Raw genomic sequence first — 20573 nt, 5'->3', positions numbered from 1 at the left:
TGGGTCAGATTCTCGTGACCGCGTCTTCCCTTCGGTCGGCGGCGGGGGTGGGGGCGGCGGCGGGGGCGGGGGTGTTGATGCTGACGGGGCTGGCGCTGGCCGGGTCGCGGTCGGAGTGGGTGGCGTTCGGGCTGGTGGCGGTGTACGCGATGGTGTCGGCGCCGGGCGGGATGCAGCGCGCGGCGGTGGCCTCGGCGGCGGGAACGCTCGGGATCCTCGGAGGGGCGGCGGCGGTGGACGCGTTCGTGCGCGGAGGCGAGGCGCGGGAGCTGGCGACGCTGACCAGCCGGCTGCCTCTTTGGGCGGACCTTCTGGGGCAGGCGTTTCCGGAGGAGCCGCTTCTCGGGTTCGGCTTCCAGCGCATCTGGTACCAGGAATATTTCTGGAGCCCGGGGGCGTACGCGGCCAGCATGGCGCACAACACGTTTGTCCAGACGCTGCTCGGCCTGGGGCTGGCGGGGCTGACCGTCGCGGGGCTCCAGCTCGGGTTGACGCTGGCGGCGGCCTTCCGTCTGCGGAGGGAACCGGTCGGGCGGTCGGCATGGGCGATTCTGCTGCCGCTTCTGGTCAATTCATGGACGGAGTTCGGAATCTTCGGCCCGATGAACTTCGCGACGGTCCTCTATCAGATGGTCGTCATTCTGCTGGCCCTGGAGGATCGGCCTGCGTGGACCGGGCCGGCGGGGACCGTGCGGGAGGATGCGCGATGAACGGACCGGACTCCCGGCTCGAGGCGATCTGCCGCTCGCTCCGGGAGTGGCGCGGGGGCGGTCGCGCCGGAACGCCCTGCCGCTTCAGCTGCGTCCGCAATTCCGACGGCACGGTGCGCTGGTTTTTCCGCAGCGACACGTCGCACCCGGCGTTCCTGGCGCTTTACAACGCGACGACGCTGCGCGGCCGCCTGTATGCGCAGGCCGTGCGGTGGCTGTTCCGCCGGGGGCTGGGGCGCCTGGCGGTTCCGGAGACGTTCGAAGCGGACTTTTCGGACATCGATCTTCTGAACCCGTGGCTCGACGCGCCGGAGCGGTTCGAGCATGTGGCGTTCTTCACCGGGACGCGGGGACAGGATGAGAAGGTGGTCGCGGCACTGGGCCGCGGCGGTCGGGTGACCCATTTTCTGAAGATTCCGCTCGGCATTCGGGCGCGCGAACTCGTCCGGGCGGAGGCGGTCGCGCTGGACCGGGCGCGCGTTCTGCTTCCTTCCCGCTTCGAGGTGCCGCGGGCGCCGGAAGGGGTGCATTCGTCGGGCGCGCTCCTTCTGACGAGCGTGCGCCCGGAAGAAGGGGGCGCCGCACGGCTTGAGGACGGGACCCTCGTCGATTTCCTGTCGGCGCTTGTCGAGGGGTCGGCGCGGCGGCAGGCGCTGGGGGCGTCTTCTTTTTATCGCGCCGTGGCGGAGCGGGTGGAGGCGCTTTCGGAGGTTCCGGAAGGACTGGGAGGGTGGGCGGCGGCCCGGCTGGCGGTCCGGCTGCGGGAGGCGTTCCGAAGTCTTCCGGTGGATCGGGAGGTTTCCTTCGCCTTTGCGCACGGGGACTTCACGCCGTGGAATCTGCACGCGCAGGGGGATCGCCTGGGGGTCTACGACTGGGAGCTGGCGGGGGAAGCGCCTGTTCTGCACGATCTTTTTCACTTTGTCTGCCAGTCGGGCGTTCTGATCCGGCGGCGGTCGGCCCGGGCGATTCTTCGCGACGTCGGCGCGATGGAGGAGAAGGACGGCGTGCGGGATCTGGCGCGCCGGTTCGGCGTCGATCTCGGGCTTCACTTCCGTCTCTATCTGGTCGATCGGGCGTCCTATTACCTGCGGGCTTATCTGGGCCGTGCGGATCTCCACCCGCAGGCGGCCTGGCTCATGGAGTTCTGGGGAGCGGCGTTGGAGGACATGGAGGAACAGGGGCCGGCGCGAGCCGGCAGGAGGGCGGCATGACGGGGGCTCCGGCGCCTTCGGCGGGAACGGTTGTGCGGACGTACTACGAACGCCCGTGGAGGGACCGGTGGACCGGCCGGTACACCGTGGCGTGGGACGGAGGGCGGGTGCGGGCGCACACGCGCTTCCAGGATCTGCAGGGGCGTTGGCCGTCCTGGAGGAGCGTGCTGGCGCTGCCGATGTGCGTCGCCTCGTACTGGGAGGCCCGTTCGCGTCCGTTGCTGAAGCGTCCGCGTCCGTTTTTGGTGGTGGATGCGATTCGGTTTCTCGAGCGGACGATTCGGCCGGGGCATCGGGTGCTCGAGGTTGGGGGCGGCAACTCGACGCTCTGGTTTCTGGAGCGGGGGGCCACGGTGACCACGGTGGAGCATGATCCCGAATGGGCGGCGGGGATCGAGGTGCGGTATGCGGCGGAGCGGGAGCGGTTCGCACGGGCGGGATCGGGGGGACTGTCGGTTCACGTCCTGGGCGGCCGGAAAGCGGTGGACTTCCTGGAGGGCTTGGAGGGTGCGTCGTTCGATCTCGCGCTGATCGATTGCGCCAACGCGGTGACGCTTCGCGTGGAGGCGCTGCGGGCGGCGCGGCCCAAGGTAAAGTCCGGGGGCTGGCTGGTTCTGGACAATTCGGATCATCCCCAGAACTGGGCGGCGGCGCGGCTGATGTCCGGCTGTGCGGCGCTGCGGTTTACGGGATTCGCTCCCATGTCTCTGGGGGTTTCGCAGACCAGCGCCTGGAGGGTGTGAGGAATCCGGGCCGCCACGGCAGGGAGGAGGCTCGGGCGGCGGCGCGCTCGGCCATGAAAGGCAGGCCGGCGGCGAAGGCCGCAAAGGCGAAGTCGGCGGGGGTCGGGGATTCGAGCCGCGAAAGCGCTACGGCGGCCAGGCCGGTCAGGGCCGCGACGGTGGAGATGAAGGAAACCGTTTGAGCGGGATCCCATCCCATCTTGAGCAGGCGGTGGTGAAAGTGGCTGCGGTCGCCGACGGTGACCGGGCGCCCCTCGCGGAGGCGGATGAAGACGACGGAAGCGGTATCGTAGATGGGGACCGCGAGGATGAGCAGGGGAACCAGGAGGGACATGGGTTCGGAGGAGGAAGCGGCGGTCCGGCCGGCGGCCACGGCCAGGAGGTAGCCCAGGAGGAGACTTCCGGAGCTTCCGAGGAAGATGCGGGCGGGGCGCCGGTTATAGCGGAGGAATCCGAGTTCGATTCCGGCCAGGACGGCCAGGAGGAGAGCGTCGCCCGTTCTTCCGTCCAGGCAGGCCAGGGCGAAGAGACACGCGGTGGCGGCCAGCGCGACGCCGCCCGCCAGGCCGTCGAGCCCGTCGATCAGATTGAACGCATTGGTGATTCCGACGATCCAGAGAATGGAGAAGGGGATCGAAAGCCAGGTCGGCAACGCTTCAGGAAGCGGGTGGAAGCCCAGGGTCGTGAGCGAGCCGGAGACGAGGATTTGGACGGCCAGGCGGGTGCGGACGGAGAGTCCGCGGGCGTCATCCAGCGCCCCCAGCAGAAAGAGGACGGTTGCGCCGGCGTAGAGCGGAATCAGCCGGGCGGCGGCCGAAGGGGCCTGGGAGGCCGCCTCGCCCAGGTCGCCAGGCAAGGCGTCGAGGAGGGGGCTGCCCTGAAGGAGGCAGCCCGCCAGGAGGTGGCCGCCGAGGACGCCGGTCAAAGCGGCGAAGAGGGCCCAGCCGCCGGTGACGGGGGTCGGGACGGAATGAGTCTTGCGCGGCCCGGGGAAGTCGAGGATTCGATGTCGGTGGCCCCGGCGGATGGCCCACGGCGTGAAGACCACCATGGCCAGGAACGAGGTCAGGAAGAAGTACGTGACGATCATCGGCACGGCCTCGCTTCCGAACGAGAGAGAGGGGCGCAATCCTCGTGCCATGCCGGCGCGGGGAGGGAATCGGCGGCGTCCGACAAGATTGTTCGGAAGGGGTACAAAGAGAGAGGGGCGAACGGGAGGAGAGTTGGGGATGCTATACTCCTTGCGTTATGGGTGGCATGCGTCGGATTGCGGTGATGTGGGCGGTCATCGGCGTTCTGGGGTGTTCGTCCGGGTCGCCGGGGCCTTCCGGGGTGGGGATGTCCGCTCCGGCGGGGGGTGGGGCGGAGGCGGGTTCGGCGGAGCTGCCGCGGCTTTCCCCGCCGGGTCCATTTAAGCTTATTCCGGGGGATCTGCTTCGGATCGTGGTGTTTCGTCACAAGGATTTGGATCTCGAGGTGCGGATTCCGGAGAACGGGGAGTTCTCGTATCCCCTGATCGGCGCGGTGAAGGCGGCGGGGCGGTCGCCGGCGGAGGTGCAGGCGGAGATCAAGGCACGGCTGGAGGAGCGGTTCGTGCGGCGCGCGGAGGTGCTGGCGACGGTCGTGGACTATGCGCCCCGTTCGGTGTACGTGCTGGGGGCGGTGGCTCAGCCGTCGGCGTATCCGCTTCGGCCGGGACAGCGTTTGACGGTTCTGAAGCTCGTCGCGGCGGCGGGGGGGCTGACGGACCGGGCGTTGAAGGAGCGCGTGCAGCTCGTGAGGCGCAAGGAGGGCGGGGGGCATGAGAGCGTGCGGTTCTCGCTCGCGGAGCTGGAGCGGCGCGTGGCGGCGGGGGCGGTGGAGGCGGACCCGGAGCTGGCGCCGGACGATCTCGTGGTGATCCCGTCGGCGGCGCGGGTGGCGTACGTCCTGGGTCAGGTGAACCGTCCGGGGGCGCTGGAGTTGCCGCCGAACACGAGAGTGACCGTGTCGATGGCGGTGAGCCAGGCGGGAAGCTGGACGAAGTTTGCGGCGATCGGGCGGGTGCAGGTGCTCCGGCAGCGTCCCGAGGGCGGGTCGGCGGCGCGCGCGGTGGATCTCGAGGCGGTCGTGAACGGGGCGGTGGAGCAGGACCTGGAGCTGGAGCCGGGAGATGTGGTTTGGGTCCCCGAGCGAGGGATTTTCTAGCGCTCCCACCGCGGAGGGCGCATTCTGGCGCATGCCGGCGAGTCAGGCGGATCTCCGGATTTCTTCCGCTGAGCCAAGGAGGCGGTCGTGCTCATAGGCCTGGCTGTGCTGCATGGACGTTGGCGCGCCTAGAGAAGGCGGGCTCTTTCCCCGACGAGGGAACCCGCATGCCCTATCCTAGAAGCTCGAATCCGGCTTGACGCAGGGCTTGCCACGTGGATTCCATGAGGTCGTCGGGGGGCACGAACACCCCCAACCCTTCCCGCCCGCGGGTCAGCAGCACCCGATAGGCGTTCAGGCGCAGACGGCGGGGGTCCCGGGCCCGGCTTCTCCCCACCGTTGCCTCCCAAGCTTGCCCGTTCCACCGAAGGTCTGGTCCCCAGCAGACGATCGGAAAGTCCAGCTCCAAGCCCTGGCAGCCGAATTCCGAAACAGCCAGTTCCAGTCCGCAGCATGAGCGCGGGTCTGACGCCGGAGCCTCGAACCATTCGCCGTAGTACCAATACGGATGCCGGACCCCGCGAACGCCCCAGCGCTCAAGCGTGCGGAATTTGGAGGACGCCAGAAGCCCGTAGCGCCGCGTGGGATCGTCCGAGAAACGGGCGTGGGCGTACTCCCGCAGGAGCTCGAGGTTCCGAGACACGTATAGAGGGAACCCCTGCGCCCGCAGATGATCCGTCACATGGCGGGCCTGATCGAGCCGTCCTTCCAAGAGAAGACCGGCCCAGAGCGCCATATCCGAAGCGCGGTGCGACCGCAACGACTTCGTCAGGTTCAGGCGCTCGAAGCCCCGGTACGGCAGTCCCGCGGCCTTGAAGGCCGCCGCGAAGTGGGTCGGTCCGAGAATGTCCCACCCGCCCGCCATTCGGAGCGCATCGACCCACAGGCCGAGCCCTCCTTCCTCTCCTATATGGATCTCCTGCCCCTCTCCAACCAGGGCCACCAGCCCGAAGCCGCCCTCGACACGGGATGCCGCCCGAACCAGAAGCTCGGGCTCGGAGGCCGCCAGAGCACCCTGATGTTTGACGAGCACCCGGTCGCGATCCCACGCCCGCTGGGCCTCGTCGAAGACGACGACCCGCTCGCGCAGCGTCCTCCTGTCCGAGTGAATCTCTTCGCGCACATACGAACGCATGTCCCGCACGAACACGTTCGACTTCAGGGCATACTGAAGGACCTGCACGAGAGGACCGTTTCCGGAAAGGAAGAGGGCCGGGACGCCGAGCGCGCGCGAGTGCGCCAGCTGAAGGCCGACGAGTGTCTTTCCCGATCCGGGAACGCCCGTCAGAAAGACGAGCTTCCGGCGCCGTTCTTCGATCGCGCGCCGAAGGGACTCCTCGAGGAAGCTGACGACTTCGGGAATTCCGGCGGATTCGGCCCTGCGGAGGCGGGGCAACGGTTGCCGCTCGAAAAGGAGACGGGACGCCTCCACCAAACCCGGCAAAGGCTCGTAGGGAGCGGCGATCCACTCCGCGGGGTCGGCGCGCCGGCCGGCGCCCCGGCGGGCCAAGTCGCGCAGCCACGCTCCGAGACCTTCGGGAGGAAGCACGAGAACCCCGCGATCCTCGTAGCCTCCTCCCGTCATTCCCACCGGCACGAGAACCGGCACGACGGCTCGATCGCGGCAGCCGGCATGGTACTCGGCGAGGTTGCGCACGTAGCCCAGAACCTGGTCAATGTCCGCGGGTTCCGCCCGAACTCGGTTCTTGAACTCGATGACCACGACGATGCCGTTCTCCAGAAGAATCAGGTCCGGCCGACGGCCACCGCTGCGGGGGAGCTCGAACTCGAGGACCACTCCAAATCCAGCCGCGTCGGGCAGGCAGCGGTCGAGCTCTCTCCGGAGAACGCCCACGCTCCGGTCCCAGGCGAAAAGCTGCGGAGCCCCCGTCTCGCGCGTAAAACGGGTGAGCCGGCGGAGGATCTCCTCCTCGGAGACCTCAAGAAATTCCTCCACGCTTCCCGCCCAGGCGCACGGCGCTTCCGGCATCCCTTCAAGGATATCCCGTGCCGGCGCGCTGGAAAGGTCTTTCCGGGAAGGGAGAGGCGGTTGAGTCATCCGGCCAAGATCGCGGACGCGGGATGACCTGGGTGTCCAAGGCGGGCCGCCCAAGGCTGGAGCGGGCGACCGGATTCGAACCGGCGACGTCCACCTTGGGAAGGTGGCATTCTACCACTGAATTACGCCCGCTTGCGGAGGCGGTTCTGGCCGCCGAACTTCCGTATTAATATAATCCGCGAAGTGGCATTCAAGCAAAACCTCCCCGCCGCGGTCCTCGCCCTCCTGATCGCCGGCGTCGCCGCCGCGGTCTTCGCCCTGCGCCCCGGCCGCGACGATCTGCTCCTCCGCGCCGCCCAGGAATACGCCCGCGGCCTGGGGCCCGTCGCCGAGCTCCGCCTCTTCGGCCCCGTCGCCGACATCGCCCTGGCCGACGGCCGCGTCGTGTACGCCGAGTTCGCCTTCCGCGACGGCCGGTGGACGTTTTCGCGCGACCTCTTCAAGGAACTCGAAGCCGAGATCCGCGCCTCCGAAGCCGACATCCTGCGCCGGCTCGGACAGCGCCTGGCCGACCGCTTCCGCGAACGCGTCACCGTCAAGGAGGGGCTGCGCTACGAGTTCTCCGCCGCCCGCGAGGGCGACCGCCTCGTCGGCCGGTGCCTGATTTCCTTCCGCTATCCGTCCGGCCTCTCGGGCCGGTACGTGGAAACGTTCCGCTACGCCGACGGCCGCTGGACCTCCGACGGCCCCGGCGCCCTCTACGACGCGCTCCCCGGTCCCCGCCGCAACCCCTGACGATGGACGCCTCGCTTCAGACCCGGATCGAACAGCTCCTGGCCCGCTACCGCCGGGAACGCGGGGGCTCCGTGGCCGAAACCGCCCGCGGAGTCCTGGAGCTTTCCGCCATGTTCAACGGCCGCGTCCCCCTGCGGCGCGGCTACCTGGCCTCCCGCCGCCTCCGCCGCGCCTACGTCCACTACTACCTCCCCGCCAACGCGGAAAAAATCCTCCGCGTCCTCCGCGAAATGGACGCCTACGCGCCGCCGGGCAGGCCGCTGCGCGTCCTCGACTTCGGCTGCGGCCCGGGAACCGCGACGATCGCCCTGCTGGCCTCCGGACGTCCCGTCTCCGAGCTCTGGCTCGTCGACGTCGTCGACGAAGCCCTCGACGACGCGGAGTTCTTCGCCCGCGCGCTCGGGGCCTCCCCGCGCCGCGCCCACGAGCCGCCGCCCGGTCCTTTCGACCTCGTCCTGGCCGCCCATGTCCTTTCCGAAACCGACGCGCGGCTCGAAACGCTCGTAGCCGAGGACGGGTACCTCGTCGTCGTCGAGCCCGCGCTCCGCGGCGCCGCGCGGCGCCTCATGGAATGGCGCGACCGGCGCGCGGCCGAGGGGTTCCGCATCGCCGCGCCGTGCCTGGGCGAGGCGCCGTGTCCGATGCTCGAGCATCCGGACCTCTGGTGCCACATGGACGTCCCCTGGGCGCGTCCGTCGTGGATCGCGGAAGTGGACCGGCGCACGGGCCTTTCCAAAGAGTCGCTCAAGTACGCGTACGCCGTCCTCACGCGCCGCGGCCGCACCCTCGCCGACGCGGCCGGCCGCCCCTGCCGGCGCGTCGTCTCCAATCTGCACCGCGAAAAAGGAAAGGCCTGGGCCTGGACGTGCGCCCCCGGAAGCCCGCTGTGCCGCGTCGAGGTTCTCGCGCGCCGCCGCGGGCCCGAGACGCGCGATTTCTTCCACGCCCGGCGGGGCGACCTCCTGCGCCTCGAAACGGCCGGAACCGCCGCGCGCCCCGAAGGCCCCGTCCGGGCCGTCCGCCCCGGCGCGTCTTCCTTTACTGAACCTCCGCCTCCGGTATAATGCGCCCCGTCGCACGAAGGGGGATCTCATGAAGGTCAAGTGCCCGCGCGGACAGCTCGCCGAGGCGTTCGCGGTCGCCGAGCGCGTGGTGCCCCAGCGCACCACGATTCCCGCGATTACGAGCGTCCGTCTGGCCGCCTCCCGCGACAAGTCGGGCGGCGTCCTGGAGCTGGCCTGCACCGACCTCGAGTTCGGGCTCAAGTACGCCGTCTCCGGCGCCGACGTCCGCGAGGAGGGCACCCTGGTCCTTCCCGCCGCCCGCATGGCCGGGATTCTCCGAGAGGCGGGCTCCGAGGACGTCTCGATCGAGTCCGACGGCAATCTCGCCCATGTCCGGCTGCCGGACGCCTCGTTCAAGGTGGTGGGCCTGGATCCGGCCGATTTCCCCACCGTTCCGGTCTTCGACGATCGCCACGCGGTGCGCGTCCCCACGGAGGATCTGGGGACCATGATCCGCAAGACCCAGTTCGCCGTGTCCACCGAGGTCGTCCGCTACGCCCTCACCGGCCAGCTCTTCGAGGTCAAGGGCAAGGAGGTGCGGATGGTGGCCAGCGACGGGAAGCGCCTGGCCTACATCAAGAGCCGCTCCTCCGGCAAGGCGGACGGGCAGAAGGACATCCGCGTGATCGTCCCCACCAAGACCATGAACCTCCTCGACCGCGTCCTGACGGAGGAGGACGACCACGTCGCCTTGAACGTCGAGGAAACCCAGATCCGGTTCCGTACCCGCCGGGCCATGATCTTCTCGCGCCTCATCGAGGGCCATTTTCCGGACTACGAAGCCGTGGTGCCGTCCAACACGGACAAGAAGCTCGCCGTGTCCCGGGAAACGCTTCTTTCCGCGGTCCGAAAGTCGGCGCTCATGACGACCGACAAGGCCCGGGCGGTCAAGTTCGCTCTTTCGAAGGGACGCCTGACGCTCTTCACGCGGGCTCAGGACGTGGGCGAAGCCCGGGTCGAGATCCCCGCCGAGTACAAGGACGACGACGTGGAGATCGTGTTCAATCCCGACTACGTGGCCGATTACCTCAAGGTGGTGACGGACGAGACGGTGGAGCTTCACCTCAAGGACCGAAGCTCCGCCGGCGTCTTCCGGGCGGGCAAGGACTACGTCTACGTCCTGATGCCTCTGGCCATCAATCTGTAAAGCCACCCCCGGGAGGCTGGTTTCGGAGAGGCGATTCCGGTATAATTCAATTTCAAAGACGAGAGAGAGTGGGATGAGAGAGGAGCGGAAACCCGCCTTCGCCAAGGCTCCGGCGGGGGGTCCCGCCGGTCCGCGGCGCCTGGGCGAGGTGCTGACCGAGGTGTTTCGGCGCTCGGTCCGTCCCCGCCGCCGGGCGCTGGGGGAACTGGCGCTGGCGTGGGCGCGGGCCGTCGGGCCGGAGGTGGCCCGGAGGTCCCGTCCGGTGGGTTTCCGCGCGGGCCGGCTGACGGTCGCGTTCGATTCGTCGGCCCTGCGGCAGGAGGTCGCTTCCTTCCGCGCGGAGGAGATCCTGCGGCGGCTCCGGGAGGAGGCGCCGGGGACGGGAATCTCCTCCCTCAAATGCGTCCTCGGGTGAGGGGCCCGGCCCCCCAGGCACCCGCGGAGAACGCCCGCGCGAAACGGTGGGTGTTCTCTTTTTGGGCGAGTCCATGACCGAAGAAACGGGAGTACCCGAGGCCAAGATCCCCGCCGGCCAGTACGGCGCTCAGGACATCCGCGTCCTGGAAGGGCTCGAGGCCGTCCGCCAGCGGCCCGGCATGTTCATCGGGGACACGGGGCCGCGGGGGCTTCATCACCTCATCTACGAAGTCGTCGACAACTCCATCGACGAGGCGATGGCCGGCTACTGCCGCTCCATCGCCGTGCGCCTTCACGCCGACGGTTCCTGCTCGGTCACGGACGACGGCCGCGGCATCCCGGTGGATCTCCACCCCGAGGAGGGCAAAAGCGCCCTCGAGGTCGTGCTCTGCACGCTGCACGCCGGCGGAAAGTTCGACAGCAAGGCGTACAGCGTCTCGGCGGGCCTTCACGGGGTGGGCGTGTCGGCCGTCAACGCGCTTTCGGAGTTTCTCGAGGCCACCGTCTGGCGCGACGGCCACGAGTGGTTCTTCCGCTGCGAGCGGGGCGTTCCGTGCGGGCCCGTCGAACGGCGCGGACCCTCCACCCGCCGCGGGACGCGCATCCACTTCAAGCCCGACCGGGAGATCTTCAAGGACACCAACTTCGTCTTCGAGACGATCGCCAAGCGCCTCCGGGAACTGGCCTTCCTCAACCGGGGGGTCCACATCTCCCTTCACGACGAGCGCGCCGGCAAGGGCGAGGATTTCAAGTACGACGGCGGCATCCGGGAGTTCGTCGCCTATCTCAACAAGGGGAAGGGACGGCTCCACGAGGACGTCATCTGGTTCGAGCGCAAGGTCGGCGACGTGACCGTCGAATGCGCCCTCCAGTGGAACGACCGCTACGAGCCGGCGGAGTTCTGCTTCGCCAATTCGATCAACACCCATGACGGGGGCACGCATCTTTCGGGCTTCCGCTCCGCCCTGACGCGGACGCTCAACCTGTACGCCCGGGAGGCGGGGCTCCTGCGGGAGAAGGACGCCCCGCCCACGGGGGACGATTACCGGGCCGGCCTCACCGCCGTCGTCTCCGTGCGGCTTCCGAACCCGCAGTTCGAGTCGCAGACCAAGGTCAAGCTCACCAACACCGACGTCGAGGGCGTGGTCACGACGGTCGTCAACGAGGAGCTCAAGGACTACCTCGAGAAGCATCCGGAGGTGGGCAAGGCGGTTTTCCTCAAGGCCCTGGCGGAATCCCAGGCCCGCGAAGCCGCCCGCCGGGCCCGCGAGACGGTGCGCAAGGGGGCGCTCACGAGCGGGGATCTTCCCGGAAAACTGGCCGACTGCTCCTCGCGGGACCGGGAATCCACGGAGCTTTTCATCGTCGAGGGCGATTCGGCCGGAGGGTCCGCCAAGCAGGGGCGCGACCGGCGCTTCCAGGCGATCCTGCCCCTCAAGGGCAAGATTCTCAACGTCGAAAAAGCGCGCATCGACAAGATGCTCAAGCACGACGAGATCCGCACCGTGATCTCGGCCATCGGAGCGGGCATCGGCGACGAGGAGTTCGACCTCTCCAGGCTGCGCTACGGCAAGATCATCATCATGACCGACGCGGACGTGGACGGGAGCCACATCCGGACGCTGCTTCTGACCTTCTTCTTCCGGCACATGCGGCCGCTCATCGAGCACGGGCTGGTCTACATCGCCCAGCCGCCCCTCTACAAGGTGATCCACAAGAACCGCGAGGAGTACGTCCACAACGAAAGGGACATGACGCGGGTGCTCGTGAATCTGGGAATCGAAGGGACCGCGTTCGAGGGGCCCTCCCGGACGCTCGAGGGTCCGGAGCTGAGGCGCCTGGTGGAGGCCGTGGTCCGCATCGAGGAGGCGATCCTCCCCGTCCAGCGCAAGGGGCTGCCTCTGGAGCGGTATCTGCAGCACTTCGATCCGCGGACGGGGAAGCTGCCCCTCTACCGGGCGCGCTGGCAGGGGAAGGACCGCTTCTTCTACGCCCAGGAGGCGCTCGACGCCTTCGTGGAGGAAGAGGAGCGCGCCGCGGGGCGCGAAATCGAGGTCTTTTCGGCCGACGACGTCGAAGGGCCGCCGCAGGGCGGCGCCTCCGCGGTGCTCCTGAACGAGTTCCACGAGGTGGCCGAGGATCTCGCCGGCGCCGTCCGCGAGCTTCTGAACCTCGGCTTTCCGATGGCGGACTATTTCCGGGCCGAGGAGCCCGACGGGAAGCCCAAGTACCGCCTCCGCCACGAGGCGGACGTCGTCCCCGTGCGGGTGCTGCGGGACGTCCTCAAGGGGATCCGCCAGATCGGCAAGAAGGGGCTCAAGGAGGTGCAGCGCTTCAAGGGGCTGGGGGAAATGGACGCCGAGCAGCTGTGGGAAACGACCATGGATCCGGCGCGCCGGACGCTCCTCAAGGTCACGATCGAGGACGCCGTGCAGGCGGAGCGGATGTTCACGATCCTCATGGGCGAGGAGGTCGAGCCCCGGCGGGAATTCATCGAGAAGCACGCGCTCGAGGTGAAGTTCCTCGACGTCTGAGGCGACAGGGGGCCGGGGAGGGTGAGCCGCACGTCCAAGAACGCCTGCCCGCGCTGCGGGGCGAAGTTCCGCACCGGGGGGCTCCTGCCCATGGCGGAGGTCCGCCGCCTGGAGCGGGTGGGGATCATCGATCTCGGCGAACCGCCCGAGCGGATCGCATGTCCCCGCTGCGGGACCGAGCTTCGGGTCGTGTCCGTCCGGATGGGCACGTTTTTTCAGTGGGAAGGGGCCTGATGGGACAGTTCCGCAGGGAAGGGACCTTCCGCGACCGGGGGCGGTTCCTGGCGGGGGTCCGAGAGCAGTTCGACCGCCTCCTGGGGGGCGCCGCCTCGGGGATGAGCCAGACGTGGGAGCGGCGGGGGGAGGCGGACGTGGCGCGCCTCTCGGGATTCGGCGTGCGGGTGGAACTCGTGGTCGAGGCGGCCCGCTGGACGATGGAGGCGGAAATTCCCCCGTGGCTTCCGATTCCCCAGAAGGCGATCGAGGAAAAATTCGACGCGAAGTTTTCCGAGCTGGCGAAGCTTTGAGAGGAGAGGGTATGGCGGTCAAGTCGGACCAATGGATCCGGCGGATGGCGCTCGAAAAGAAGATGATCGAGCCCTTTGAGGAGAAGCAGGTCCGTCACGGCGTGATCTCCTACGGGCTGTCCAGCTACGGCTACGACATCCGCGTGGCCGACGAGTTCAAGCTCTTCACGGACATCTTCACGACGGTCGTGGATCCCAAGGACTTCAACCCGAAGTCGTTCGTGGACATCAAGGCGCCGTCCATCGTGATCCCCCCCAATTCCTTCGCCCTGGCCCGGACGGTCGAGTACTTCCGGATTCCGAGAAACGTGATTACCATCTGCCTGGGGAAGTCGACCTACGCGCGCTGCGGGATCATCGTGAACGTGACCCCGTTCGAGCCCGAGTGGGAGGGCACGGCCACGCTCGAAATTTCCAACACCACGCCCCTTCCGGCCCGCATCTACGCCAACGAGGGCATCGCGCAGGTGCTCTTTTTCGAAAGCGACGAGGTCTGCCAGGTGAGCTACGCCGACAAGAAGGGGAAGTACCAGAAACAGTTGGATGTCACGCTGCCGAGGCTATAAAATCGCGCCGTGGCGACCGACAAGAAGCGCTCCGTGACCCTCCGCCAGGTCGCGCAGGAGCTGGGGCTTTCCGAGGACCTCGTGCGCGACGTTCTGCGCGAAGCCCCGGGGATCTCCGTTCCCAAGGCGGACCAGGACCGGATCTTCAAGACCGCGCGGCGGATGGGCTACGACTTCCGCAAGCTCAAGATCGGCAAGCGCATGCAGTACCGCAAGGAGACGTTCGAGGAGGTTCTCGAGCGCATCCAGGCCCACCCGCGCTGGGGGCGCGAGGAGATCGTGGCCTACCTTCGGGAGTGCCTCGATCTCGTGGACCGCGTGCACCGGCGCGTCTTCCGCGAGGAGTTCGGCGCGGAGCGATCCTGAGGGGTGCCCGTCAGTCGCGCTCGGCCCGCGGGCCCCGGCGCATGAGATCCCGCAGCGCCTCCCGCGGCGGCTTGCCCTCGAAGAGAATGGCGTGCACCTGCTCCGTGATGGGCATCTCCACGCGATGGCGGCGCGCCAGGGCCCAGGCCGCCTTCGCCGTCCAGACTCCTTCGGCCACGGAGCGCATCGATCCGAGGATCTCGGACAGGGGTTTCCCCTCTCCGATCGCCCGGCCCACGGAGAGGTTGCGCCCCGCGGGGAAGGTGGTCGTCGTGATGAGGTCTCCGATCCCGGAGAGCCCGAAAAACGTTTCGCGCCGCGCTCCGAGCCTGACCCCCAGGCGCGCCATTTCGACGATGCCGCGCGTCAGAAGCGCCGCCTTTGCGTTATGGCCCAGGCCGAGGCCTTCGCAGATCCCGCCGGCCAGGGCGATCACGTTCTTGAGCGCGCCCCCGAGTTCGGCGCCGATCCGGTCCCGCGTCGTATAGACCCGGAGCGTGTCTCCGGAAAAAAGCTCCTGCGCCGCGCGGGCGGCCCGCGGCTCTCCCGCGGCCACCACCGAGGCCGGCAGGCCCCGGGCCACCTCGGGCGCATGGCTGGGGCCCACGAGCGCCACGCTCCGCACCCGCCCGAGCACCTCCGCCAGGACCTCCGAGGGACGCCGGCCCGTGGTCTGCTCCAGCCCCTTGGCCACGCCGATGAAAAGCGCCTTCCGGTCCAGGGCGTCGCGGATCTCGGCGAAGGTCTCGCGGATGAACTGCGTGGGAACCGCGGCCACGTAGACCCCGGCCCGGGGCGGCGGGCCGGAGCAGACCCGGAGCCCCTCCGGGAAGGGGAACCCCGGCAGGAACCGGACGTTTTCCCGCCGGGCGCGCATTTCTTCGGCGTATTCGGGGAACCGGCTCCAGAGCGCCACTTCCCGCCCCGCCCGGGAAAGAACCAGGGCCAGCGCCGTTCCCCAGGCGCCGTCCCCGAGCACCGTCACGCGGGTCACGCCGGGGCCCTCCGCCCGAACTTGGGCTCGGTGCCCGCCCGGAGCCGCCTGAGGTTGGCGCGGTGCCGCCACACGACCAGCGCCGCCGCCAGCGCCAGGAAGGCCGTCACGAGGCCGGGCGTGGCCCAGCGCGCGCGGACGGAGTCCGCCGTCAGGTGGTTGAGGAGCGGAAGCGCGAGCGCCGCCGCCACCGAGGCCAGGGACACGTAGCGGAAGGGCGCGAAGACCGCCGCCCACACCGCCATGGCCAGAAGCGCCGCCTGCGCGTTAAGCGCGAACAGCACGCCCCCCAGCGTGGCCACGCCCTTGCCGCCGCGGAACTCGAGGTAGACGGGCCACAGGTGGCCCGCCAGCGCCGCCAGCCCCAGGATCACCGCCAGCGTCGTTTCGAGGTCCGCGCAGCGCCCGCAGGGCCACCGGCGGGCGATCCAGGGCGCCGCCCAGAAGACGGGGGCGAAGCCCTTGAGGAAGTCGAAGGCGAAGACCGGCAGGAACCAGGCGGCGCCCAGCGTGCGCGCGACGTTCGTGGCGCCGATGTTGCCGGATCCCAGGGTGCGGATGTCCCGGCCCGTCCGCAGGCGCACCACGAGGTATCCGGCCGGAACCGCGCCCAGAAGGTACGCGGCGAGCGCCGCGGCCGCATAGATCAGTTCGCGGGGCATGGCGCGTTTCGGGCGGTGAAGCGGGCCCGGAGCTGCCCGCAGGCGGCCGACACTTCGTCCCCCTTGCGCTTGCGCACCGTGACGGGCACGCCGCAGCGCCCCAGCGCCTCCACGAAGCGGTCCACCCGCCCCGGCTCCGGCGCCCGGTAGGGGACCTCCTCCACCCGGTTGAACGGGATGACGTTCACCTTCACGCGGGAACCGCGCAGCTTCTTGCCCAGCTCGAGGGCGTGCTTGCGGTCGTCGTTGACCCCCTCGAGCAGGACGTACTCGAAGGTGACCTCCTTGCCCGTGGCGCGGCGGTATTCGACGCCCGCGCGCACCAGCTCCGCCAGGCGCACGTTCCGGAGGGTGGGGACGACCTGGGCGCGGATCGCGTCGTTGGGCGCGTGGAGCGAGATCGCCAGGTTCGGCGTCACCTTCCGCAGAACCAGCTCCGGAAGCCTCCCCAGGACCCCCACGGTCGAAAGCGTGATCCGCCGGTAGCCGATGCCCATGCCCCAGGAGGCCTTGAGGATCCGGAGCGCCTTGACGAGCGGCTCGAAGTTGAGGAGCGGCTCTCCGATGCCCATGACGACGACGTTGGTCAGGCGTTCGTCCGCGCCGAGCCGCCGCTGCGCGTGGAGCACCTGTTCGACGATTTCGCCGGCCGTGAGGTTTCGCTTGAGCCCCTGAAGTCCGCTGGCGCAGAAGACGCAGCGGACGGGGCATCCGACCTGCGTGGAGATGCAGACGGTGCGCCGGTCCCCCTCGGGAATGAGCACCGTTTCGATGACGTCGCCGTCCTCGAGGCCGACGAGGAGCTTGGTCGTTCCGTCCGGGCTGACGCGGGCGTCGCGCACCTCGGTGCGGGTGAGGCGGAAGTGACGGGGCAGCTCCGCCCGGAGCTCGAGAGAAAGATCCGTCATGGCCTCGAAGCCGGACGCGCGGCGGCGGTAGAGCCACTGGAGGATCGGCCGGGCGCGCCACTTCTCCACGCCGAGGGCGGCCAGGCGCTCCTCGAGCTCCGAAAGGGTCAGCTCCGTCAGGGTGTCCACGCGCCGGATTATAGCAGAACGGCCCCCGGGGCGCTCAGAGGCACTGCATGCAGGGGATCTTGCCGCGCCCGGCCACTTCCTTCTTCGAGTAGAACTTCATCTTGCGGTCCTCGGGGATGAGCTGCGCGAAGGGGCAGCTCGGGGCGTGGAAGTGAGCCGCCTGGTCGAAGGTCACGTAGGCCGGCTCCTTCCGCAGGACCCGGTCCACGAACGCCCGGGCGTCCTCGGCGCTCATCTTCTCGTTGAAGATCATTTCGATCACTTCGAGCTGCGTGTCCGGATCCTCGATCTCGGCGACGATCCGGGCGTGCTCCTCCGTGATCATGCCCGCCCTCAGGGCCTCCAGCGCCGGGATCGGAAGCTCCAGAAGGCTCCGGGCGCGGCGCAGGTCCTCCACCCGCAGCCCCATCGCTTCGGCGAGATCCGTTTCGGCGATCCGCGGGTACTTGCGGTGGATCCGGTCGAACATCTGAACGACGTCGATTTTGGAGAGATCCTCGCGGTGCAGGTTCTCGAGGTAGCTCACCTCCATCATCTGCCGCGGGTTGAGCGACCGGACGATCGCCGGGACGTAGCGGAACCCGAGCTCCCGCGCGGCCCGCAGGCGCCGCTGGCCGGCCACGAGCGTGTACCGCCGCCCCTGTCGGTTGACGATGATGGGCACGATCACCCCGTACTTTTCGATCGACTTGCGCAGGGAGTCCAGCGGCTCGTCCAGGACGTACTCCCGCGGCTGGAAGGGATTCAGGTCGATGCGGTCCACCGGAATGTAGAGCAGCCGGTCCTCCCGGCGCTTCCAGAAGAAGACCCGCTTGAGCCCCTCGAGGATCGACCGCCAGAGACCGTTGCCGCCGCAGTGAGAGCAGACGTGGCGCGGTTCCCCCATCTCCTATTCCTCCTCTCTCCTCGTCTCTTATCGGCTCGGGGAACCGGAAATCTTGAGCCGATTCGCGGTCCCGCGCGTCAGGGCCCCACGCTCACCTTGGGGTCGTCGAACGTGCCCGTCACCTCCACCCCCAGGAGAGGGCTCGTCACAAGGCCCAGGATTTCCTGGACCACGCGGACCGGGAAGATGTCGATCCCGAGGAGCGGCCCCGCCTTCGGTTTCATCTTGAGGTGGAGATCGCCGTCGAAGTTGATCCGCCCCTGCCCGACCAGGCTCACCGTCTCGCTGGTGAACGCCAGGTGCTTGACGTCGAACTTGCGGTTGCGGATCTCGAATTCGACCACGCCCGCGTCGAAGCGGTTCCGGGACTTGAAGATGTCCTGCGGATTGAGGGTGAAAACGCTCGCGAAGAGGGGAATCTCCCAGAGGAAGGCGTCCCGGACCGTCAGGCGTCCCGACCCCGTCACGGTCCCGGCGTCCCCCGCCCGGCCCCGCAGGCCGCGCAGCTCCAGCGACGCCTTTCCGGCCAGCTGCTTGCGCGCGAAGGATTCCGTGTCCCGGGCGTACTCGGCGATGTCCAGGCGGTCCACGGTGAAAAGATCGCCGGCGAACTCGCCTTTCTGCGTGTCCACCACGAGGGAAGTCCCGGCCACGAGCCCTCCGTAGGCCGTCGCCTTGATGTTTTCGAACGTCAGGACGGGGCCGTTGACGTTGAGGGTCGCCGCCACGTCCGTCAGGCGCTTGCCCAGGATGCGCGCGCTCGAAAAGCTCAGCGGGCCGCGCACCCGCAGCCGGTCCTCCAGGAACCCCACGAGCGCCACGTGTCCGTCGAGGTCCTCGATCCGGGGCGTCGTGTCCACGGAGCCCTTGGAGAGCTTCAGATCGAGCGTGAACTTGCGGGGCCCGGCGCGGGCCAGCGAGAGGTCGGACTTGAAGCTGACCGTGCCGCTCAGGGCGAACCGGCGCAGCAGATCCCGGGTCGGCGCCGGAAGCGCCGCGATGACCTCGTCCCGGAGGGGCAGCCCCACCGCGTCCAGGGCGAGCGACACGCCCTCCGGCCCCGCCTCCCCGTGGACCGCGACGGCGGCGCCGTGCGTCCGCCCGCTCAGGTGGCGCAACCGCACGGCGCCTTCCGCTCCCAGCTCGATCTCCCCCTCCACGTCGGTCACGGGAAGCGGAATCTCCCGGTAGGTCACCGCGTTGCCGCGGGCCCGGGCCCGGATCTCGGGGACGAGCGGCCCGCCGGCCGCCTTGCGCAGGACGCACCGGAGGTCGACCTTCCCGGACGGCGAGAACAGGTCCCACGCCGCCCGCGCCTCCTCCCCCAGCGCCTCCCGGAGACGCCCGTCGAGGGCCAGGCCGCGCGCCTCGATCCGGAGATCCACCTCCGCGTCCCCCGTGAGGTTGCGGATCGTGCCGGCGAACTCGGCCTCGAGTCCGTCCGCGCGGGTGCTCAGGCGGCGGATCTCCACGTCCTTTCCCTCGAAGCCGATTTCGCCCGACAGTCCGCGGACTTCGTAGGGGAATCCCTCGAACCGGAAGGCGCCCTCGCGGATCCGCAGGTCCAGCGGGATGCGCGCCGGCCGGTCCGGCCCGCGCTCCCGGAGCACCCGCCCCCGGGCGTCCACCCGTCCGGACGGCCGGAAGCGGTCCCACGCGCGTTTTCCATCCGGATCCAGCGCCGCGTAAAGATCGCCGTCCAGCGGCATGCCGTCGATCTCGATCCGGAACGCGTAGTCCGAGTCCGCGGGATATCCGCCCGCGCGCCCGTCGAACCGGATGACGCAGTCCCCGTGCCGCCCGGTCATGTGCTTGATGCGGAAGCCGTCGAGGAAGAAATCGATCTCGCCGCGCAGGTCCTCCGCGGCGTAGGGGAAGGGCGCGTACCGGAGCGTCATCCCGCGCGCCCGCAGGGTGGTCGCAAACTCCAGGGGCTTGCCGGGCGCCCCGGCGAGCGCCACGAGGAGGTCGCAGGGTCCGCCCGGAAGGTACTTGTCGTAGACCGCCCGGGGCTCGGGACCCAGCGCGTCCCGCATGGACGGGTCGATTCGGAATCCGTCCGATTCGGCCCGCGCCCGCCAGGCGCCTCCGTCGAGATCCGCCTCGCCCCGGAGCGCCCAGCGGGACCACATCGGGTGCGCGATCCGCCCGCCGAAGAAGACCCGGTAGCCCGACGACGGAGCCAGCCAGAGCTCGCCGATCTCGAACGCCTGCGGAGCGCCGTCGGCGAAGACGCCGGGCCAGGAGAACTCCACGCGGCCCCCGCGGCATTCGACCCGGGGAAGATCGCCGGGGTCGGGGAAGATCTCCCGGATCGAGCGGCGCGGACCTTCGCGCCGGAGCTCCGCCGCCCAGCGGTCGTCCGCCCGCAGGAGAACGTTCTCCAGAAGGACGCGGTCGAGCGGTCCGCCCAGGGCGCGCTTGAACCGCAGCTCCACGCGTCCGATTTCCTGGGGGGGAAGGCCGGGATCCCGCGCGCGCCACCGCACCCCTTCCAGGACGATCGTCCGCTCGCCGAGCGACGCCCGCACGCGTTCGACGTCGAACGCCTCGCCGAGCGCGCGGCGGAGTTCCTCGCGGACCCGGCGCTCCAGACCCTCGCCGGTCAAGGAGGCGACGAACTGCGCGGCCGCCAGGACGGCGAGGAAGGCGGCCGTGGCGATCGCGGCGCGGCGCGCGGATTTCATCGGGATCCGGATTTAAACACAAAAGGGCGGAAAGGACC

The 20573-nt window shown here is 69.3% G+C and carries 20 protein-coding genes and 1 tRNA gene; 13 read left to right on the top strand and 8 right to left on the bottom strand.

Annotated elements, in window-relative coordinates; translation table 11 throughout:
- From VNO22_18145 to VNO22_18135, 3 genes are all read left to right on the top strand, one after another.
- On the top strand, positions 1 to 710 hold a 710-nt coding region (locus VNO22_18145; protein HXG63297.1), incomplete at its 5' end, for an O-antigen ligase family protein.
- Positions 707 to 1924 carry a phosphotransferase gene (locus VNO22_18140; protein HXG63296.1) on the top strand — a complete coding sequence of 406 codons (1218 nt, stop codon included), beginning with the start codon at positions 707 to 709 and terminating at the stop codon, positions 1922 to 1924. The genes VNO22_18145 and VNO22_18140, both read left to right, overlap by 4 nt.
- The gene (locus tag VNO22_18135; GenBank protein HXG63295.1) at positions 1921 to 2667 is read left to right on the top strand and encodes a class I SAM-dependent methyltransferase; all 747 of its coding nucleotides are present in this window, start codon (positions 1921 to 1923) and stop codon (positions 2665 to 2667) included. Before VNO22_18140 ends, VNO22_18135 begins: the two co-directional genes overlap by 4 nt.
- Here the strand turns inward: VNO22_18135 and VNO22_18130 are convergent.
- Positions 2609 to 3757, bottom strand: coding sequence for an MraY family glycosyltransferase (locus tag VNO22_18130; GenBank protein ID HXG63294.1), 1149 nt, complete (start codon positions 3755 to 3757; stop codon positions 2609 to 2611). The two genes, VNO22_18135 and VNO22_18130, sit on opposite strands and share 59 nt — an antisense overlap.
- A gap of 167 nt (positions 3758 to 3924) precedes the next feature.
- On the opposite strand from VNO22_18130, the gene VNO22_18125 reads away from it, so the two are divergent.
- A complete protein-coding gene (locus tag VNO22_18125; protein HXG63293.1) occupies positions 3925 to 4854 on the top strand; it encodes an SLBB domain-containing protein in 930 nt (309 codons plus the stop codon).
- 172 nt (positions 4855 to 5026) lie between these two features.
- On the opposite strand, the gene VNO22_18120 is transcribed toward VNO22_18125, so the two are convergent.
- Complete coding sequence (locus VNO22_18120) at positions 5027 to 6844, bottom strand: DNA/RNA helicase domain-containing protein (protein HXG63292.1); 1818 nt, start codon at positions 6842 to 6844, stop codon at positions 5027 to 5029.
- A gap of 126 nt (positions 6845 to 6970) precedes the next feature.
- Positions 6971 to 7045 (bottom strand) — tRNA-Gly (locus tag VNO22_18115).
- 51 nt (positions 7046 to 7096) lie between these two features.
- On the opposite strand from VNO22_18115, the gene VNO22_18110 reads away from it, so the two are divergent.
- The 9 genes from VNO22_18110 to VNO22_18070 all read left to right on the top strand — a co-directional run bounded on the left by VNO22_18110 (position 7097) and on the right by VNO22_18070 (position 14269).
- On the top strand, positions 7097 to 7648 hold the full coding sequence (locus tag VNO22_18110) for a hypothetical protein (protein ID HXG63291.1): 552 nt from the start codon (positions 7097 to 7099) through the stop codon (positions 7646 to 7648).
- Between the two features lie 2 nt (positions 7649 to 7650).
- Positions 7651 to 8712 carry a small ribosomal subunit Rsm22 family protein gene (locus VNO22_18105; protein HXG63290.1) on the top strand — a complete coding sequence of 354 codons (1062 nt, stop codon included), beginning with the start codon at positions 7651 to 7653 and terminating at the stop codon, positions 8710 to 8712.
- 28 nt (positions 8713 to 8740) lie between these two features.
- Positions 8741 to 9859 (top strand): DNA polymerase III subunit beta, encoded by a 1119-nt coding sequence (gene dnaN / locus VNO22_18100; GenBank protein HXG63289.1) that lies wholly within the window; start codon positions 8741 to 8743, stop codon positions 9857 to 9859.
- Positions 9860 to 9932: 73 nt separating this feature from the next.
- Positions 9933 to 10274, top strand: coding sequence for a DUF721 domain-containing protein (locus VNO22_18095; GenBank protein ID HXG63288.1), 342 nt, complete (start codon positions 9933 to 9935; stop codon positions 10272 to 10274).
- Positions 10275 to 10347: 73 nt separating this feature from the next.
- Positions 10348 to 12810, top strand: a complete 2463-nt coding sequence (gene gyrB / locus VNO22_18090) for a DNA topoisomerase (ATP-hydrolyzing) subunit B (GenBank protein ID HXG63287.1) — start codon at positions 10348 to 10350, stop codon at positions 12808 to 12810.
- Positions 12811 to 12831: 21 nt separating this feature from the next.
- On the top strand, positions 12832 to 13044 hold the full coding sequence (locus tag VNO22_18085; GenBank protein ID HXG63286.1) for a hypothetical protein: 213 nt from the start codon (positions 12832 to 12834) through the stop codon (positions 13042 to 13044).
- The gene (locus VNO22_18080) at positions 13044 to 13337 is read left to right on the top strand and encodes a hypothetical protein (protein HXG63285.1); all 294 of its coding nucleotides are present in this window, start codon (positions 13044 to 13046) and stop codon (positions 13335 to 13337) included. The genes VNO22_18085 and VNO22_18080 overlap by 1 nt, the downstream gene beginning before the upstream one ends.
- A gap of 11 nt (positions 13338 to 13348) precedes the next feature.
- Positions 13349 to 13903, top strand: coding sequence for a dCTP deaminase (dcd, locus tag VNO22_18075; protein HXG63284.1), 555 nt, complete (start codon positions 13349 to 13351; stop codon positions 13901 to 13903).
- A gap of 9 nt (positions 13904 to 13912) precedes the next feature.
- Positions 13913 to 14269, top strand: coding sequence for a hypothetical protein (locus VNO22_18070; protein ID HXG63283.1), 357 nt, complete (start codon positions 13913 to 13915; stop codon positions 14267 to 14269).
- A 10-nt stretch (positions 14270 to 14279) separates the two neighbouring features.
- Here VNO22_18070 and VNO22_18065 read toward each other — a convergent pair whose 3' ends face one another.
- The 5 genes from VNO22_18065 to VNO22_18045 all read right to left on the bottom strand — a co-directional run bounded on the left by VNO22_18065 (position 14280) and on the right by VNO22_18045 (position 20535).
- Complete coding sequence (locus tag VNO22_18065; GenBank protein HXG63282.1) at positions 14280 to 15263, bottom strand: NAD(P)H-dependent glycerol-3-phosphate dehydrogenase; 984 nt, start codon at positions 15261 to 15263, stop codon at positions 14280 to 14282.
- The gene (gene plsY / locus VNO22_18060; GenBank protein HXG63281.1) at positions 15260 to 15925 is read right to left on the bottom strand and encodes a glycerol-3-phosphate 1-O-acyltransferase PlsY; all 666 of its coding nucleotides are present in this window, start codon (positions 15923 to 15925) and stop codon (positions 15260 to 15262) included. The genes VNO22_18065 and plsY overlap by 4 nt, the downstream gene beginning before the upstream one ends.
- Positions 15910 to 16962: a 23S rRNA (adenine(2503)-C(2))-methyltransferase RlmN gene (gene rlmN / locus VNO22_18055; protein HXG63280.1), complete on the bottom strand. Its 1053-nt coding sequence runs from the start codon at positions 16960 to 16962 to the stop codon at positions 15910 to 15912. The genes plsY and rlmN overlap by 16 nt, the downstream gene beginning before the upstream one ends.
- Positions 16963 to 16996: 34 nt before the next feature.
- Complete coding sequence (locus tag VNO22_18050; protein HXG63279.1) at positions 16997 to 17848, bottom strand: ParB/RepB/Spo0J family partition protein; 852 nt, start codon at positions 17846 to 17848, stop codon at positions 16997 to 16999.
- Between the two features lie 77 nt (positions 17849 to 17925).
- Positions 17926 to 20535, bottom strand: coding sequence for an AsmA-like C-terminal region-containing protein (locus VNO22_18045; protein HXG63278.1), 2610 nt, complete (start codon positions 20533 to 20535; stop codon positions 17926 to 17928).
- Between the last annotated feature and the right edge of the window lie 38 nt (positions 20536 to 20573).

This window comes from Planctomycetota bacterium, from assembly GCA_035574235.1.
Taxonomy (GTDB): Bacteria; Planctomycetota; MHYJ01; order MHYJ01; family JACPRB01; genus DATLZA01.
The sequence above is the reverse complement of the archived record's forward strand: the minus strand, read 5'-3'. Positions and strand labels throughout refer to the sequence as shown.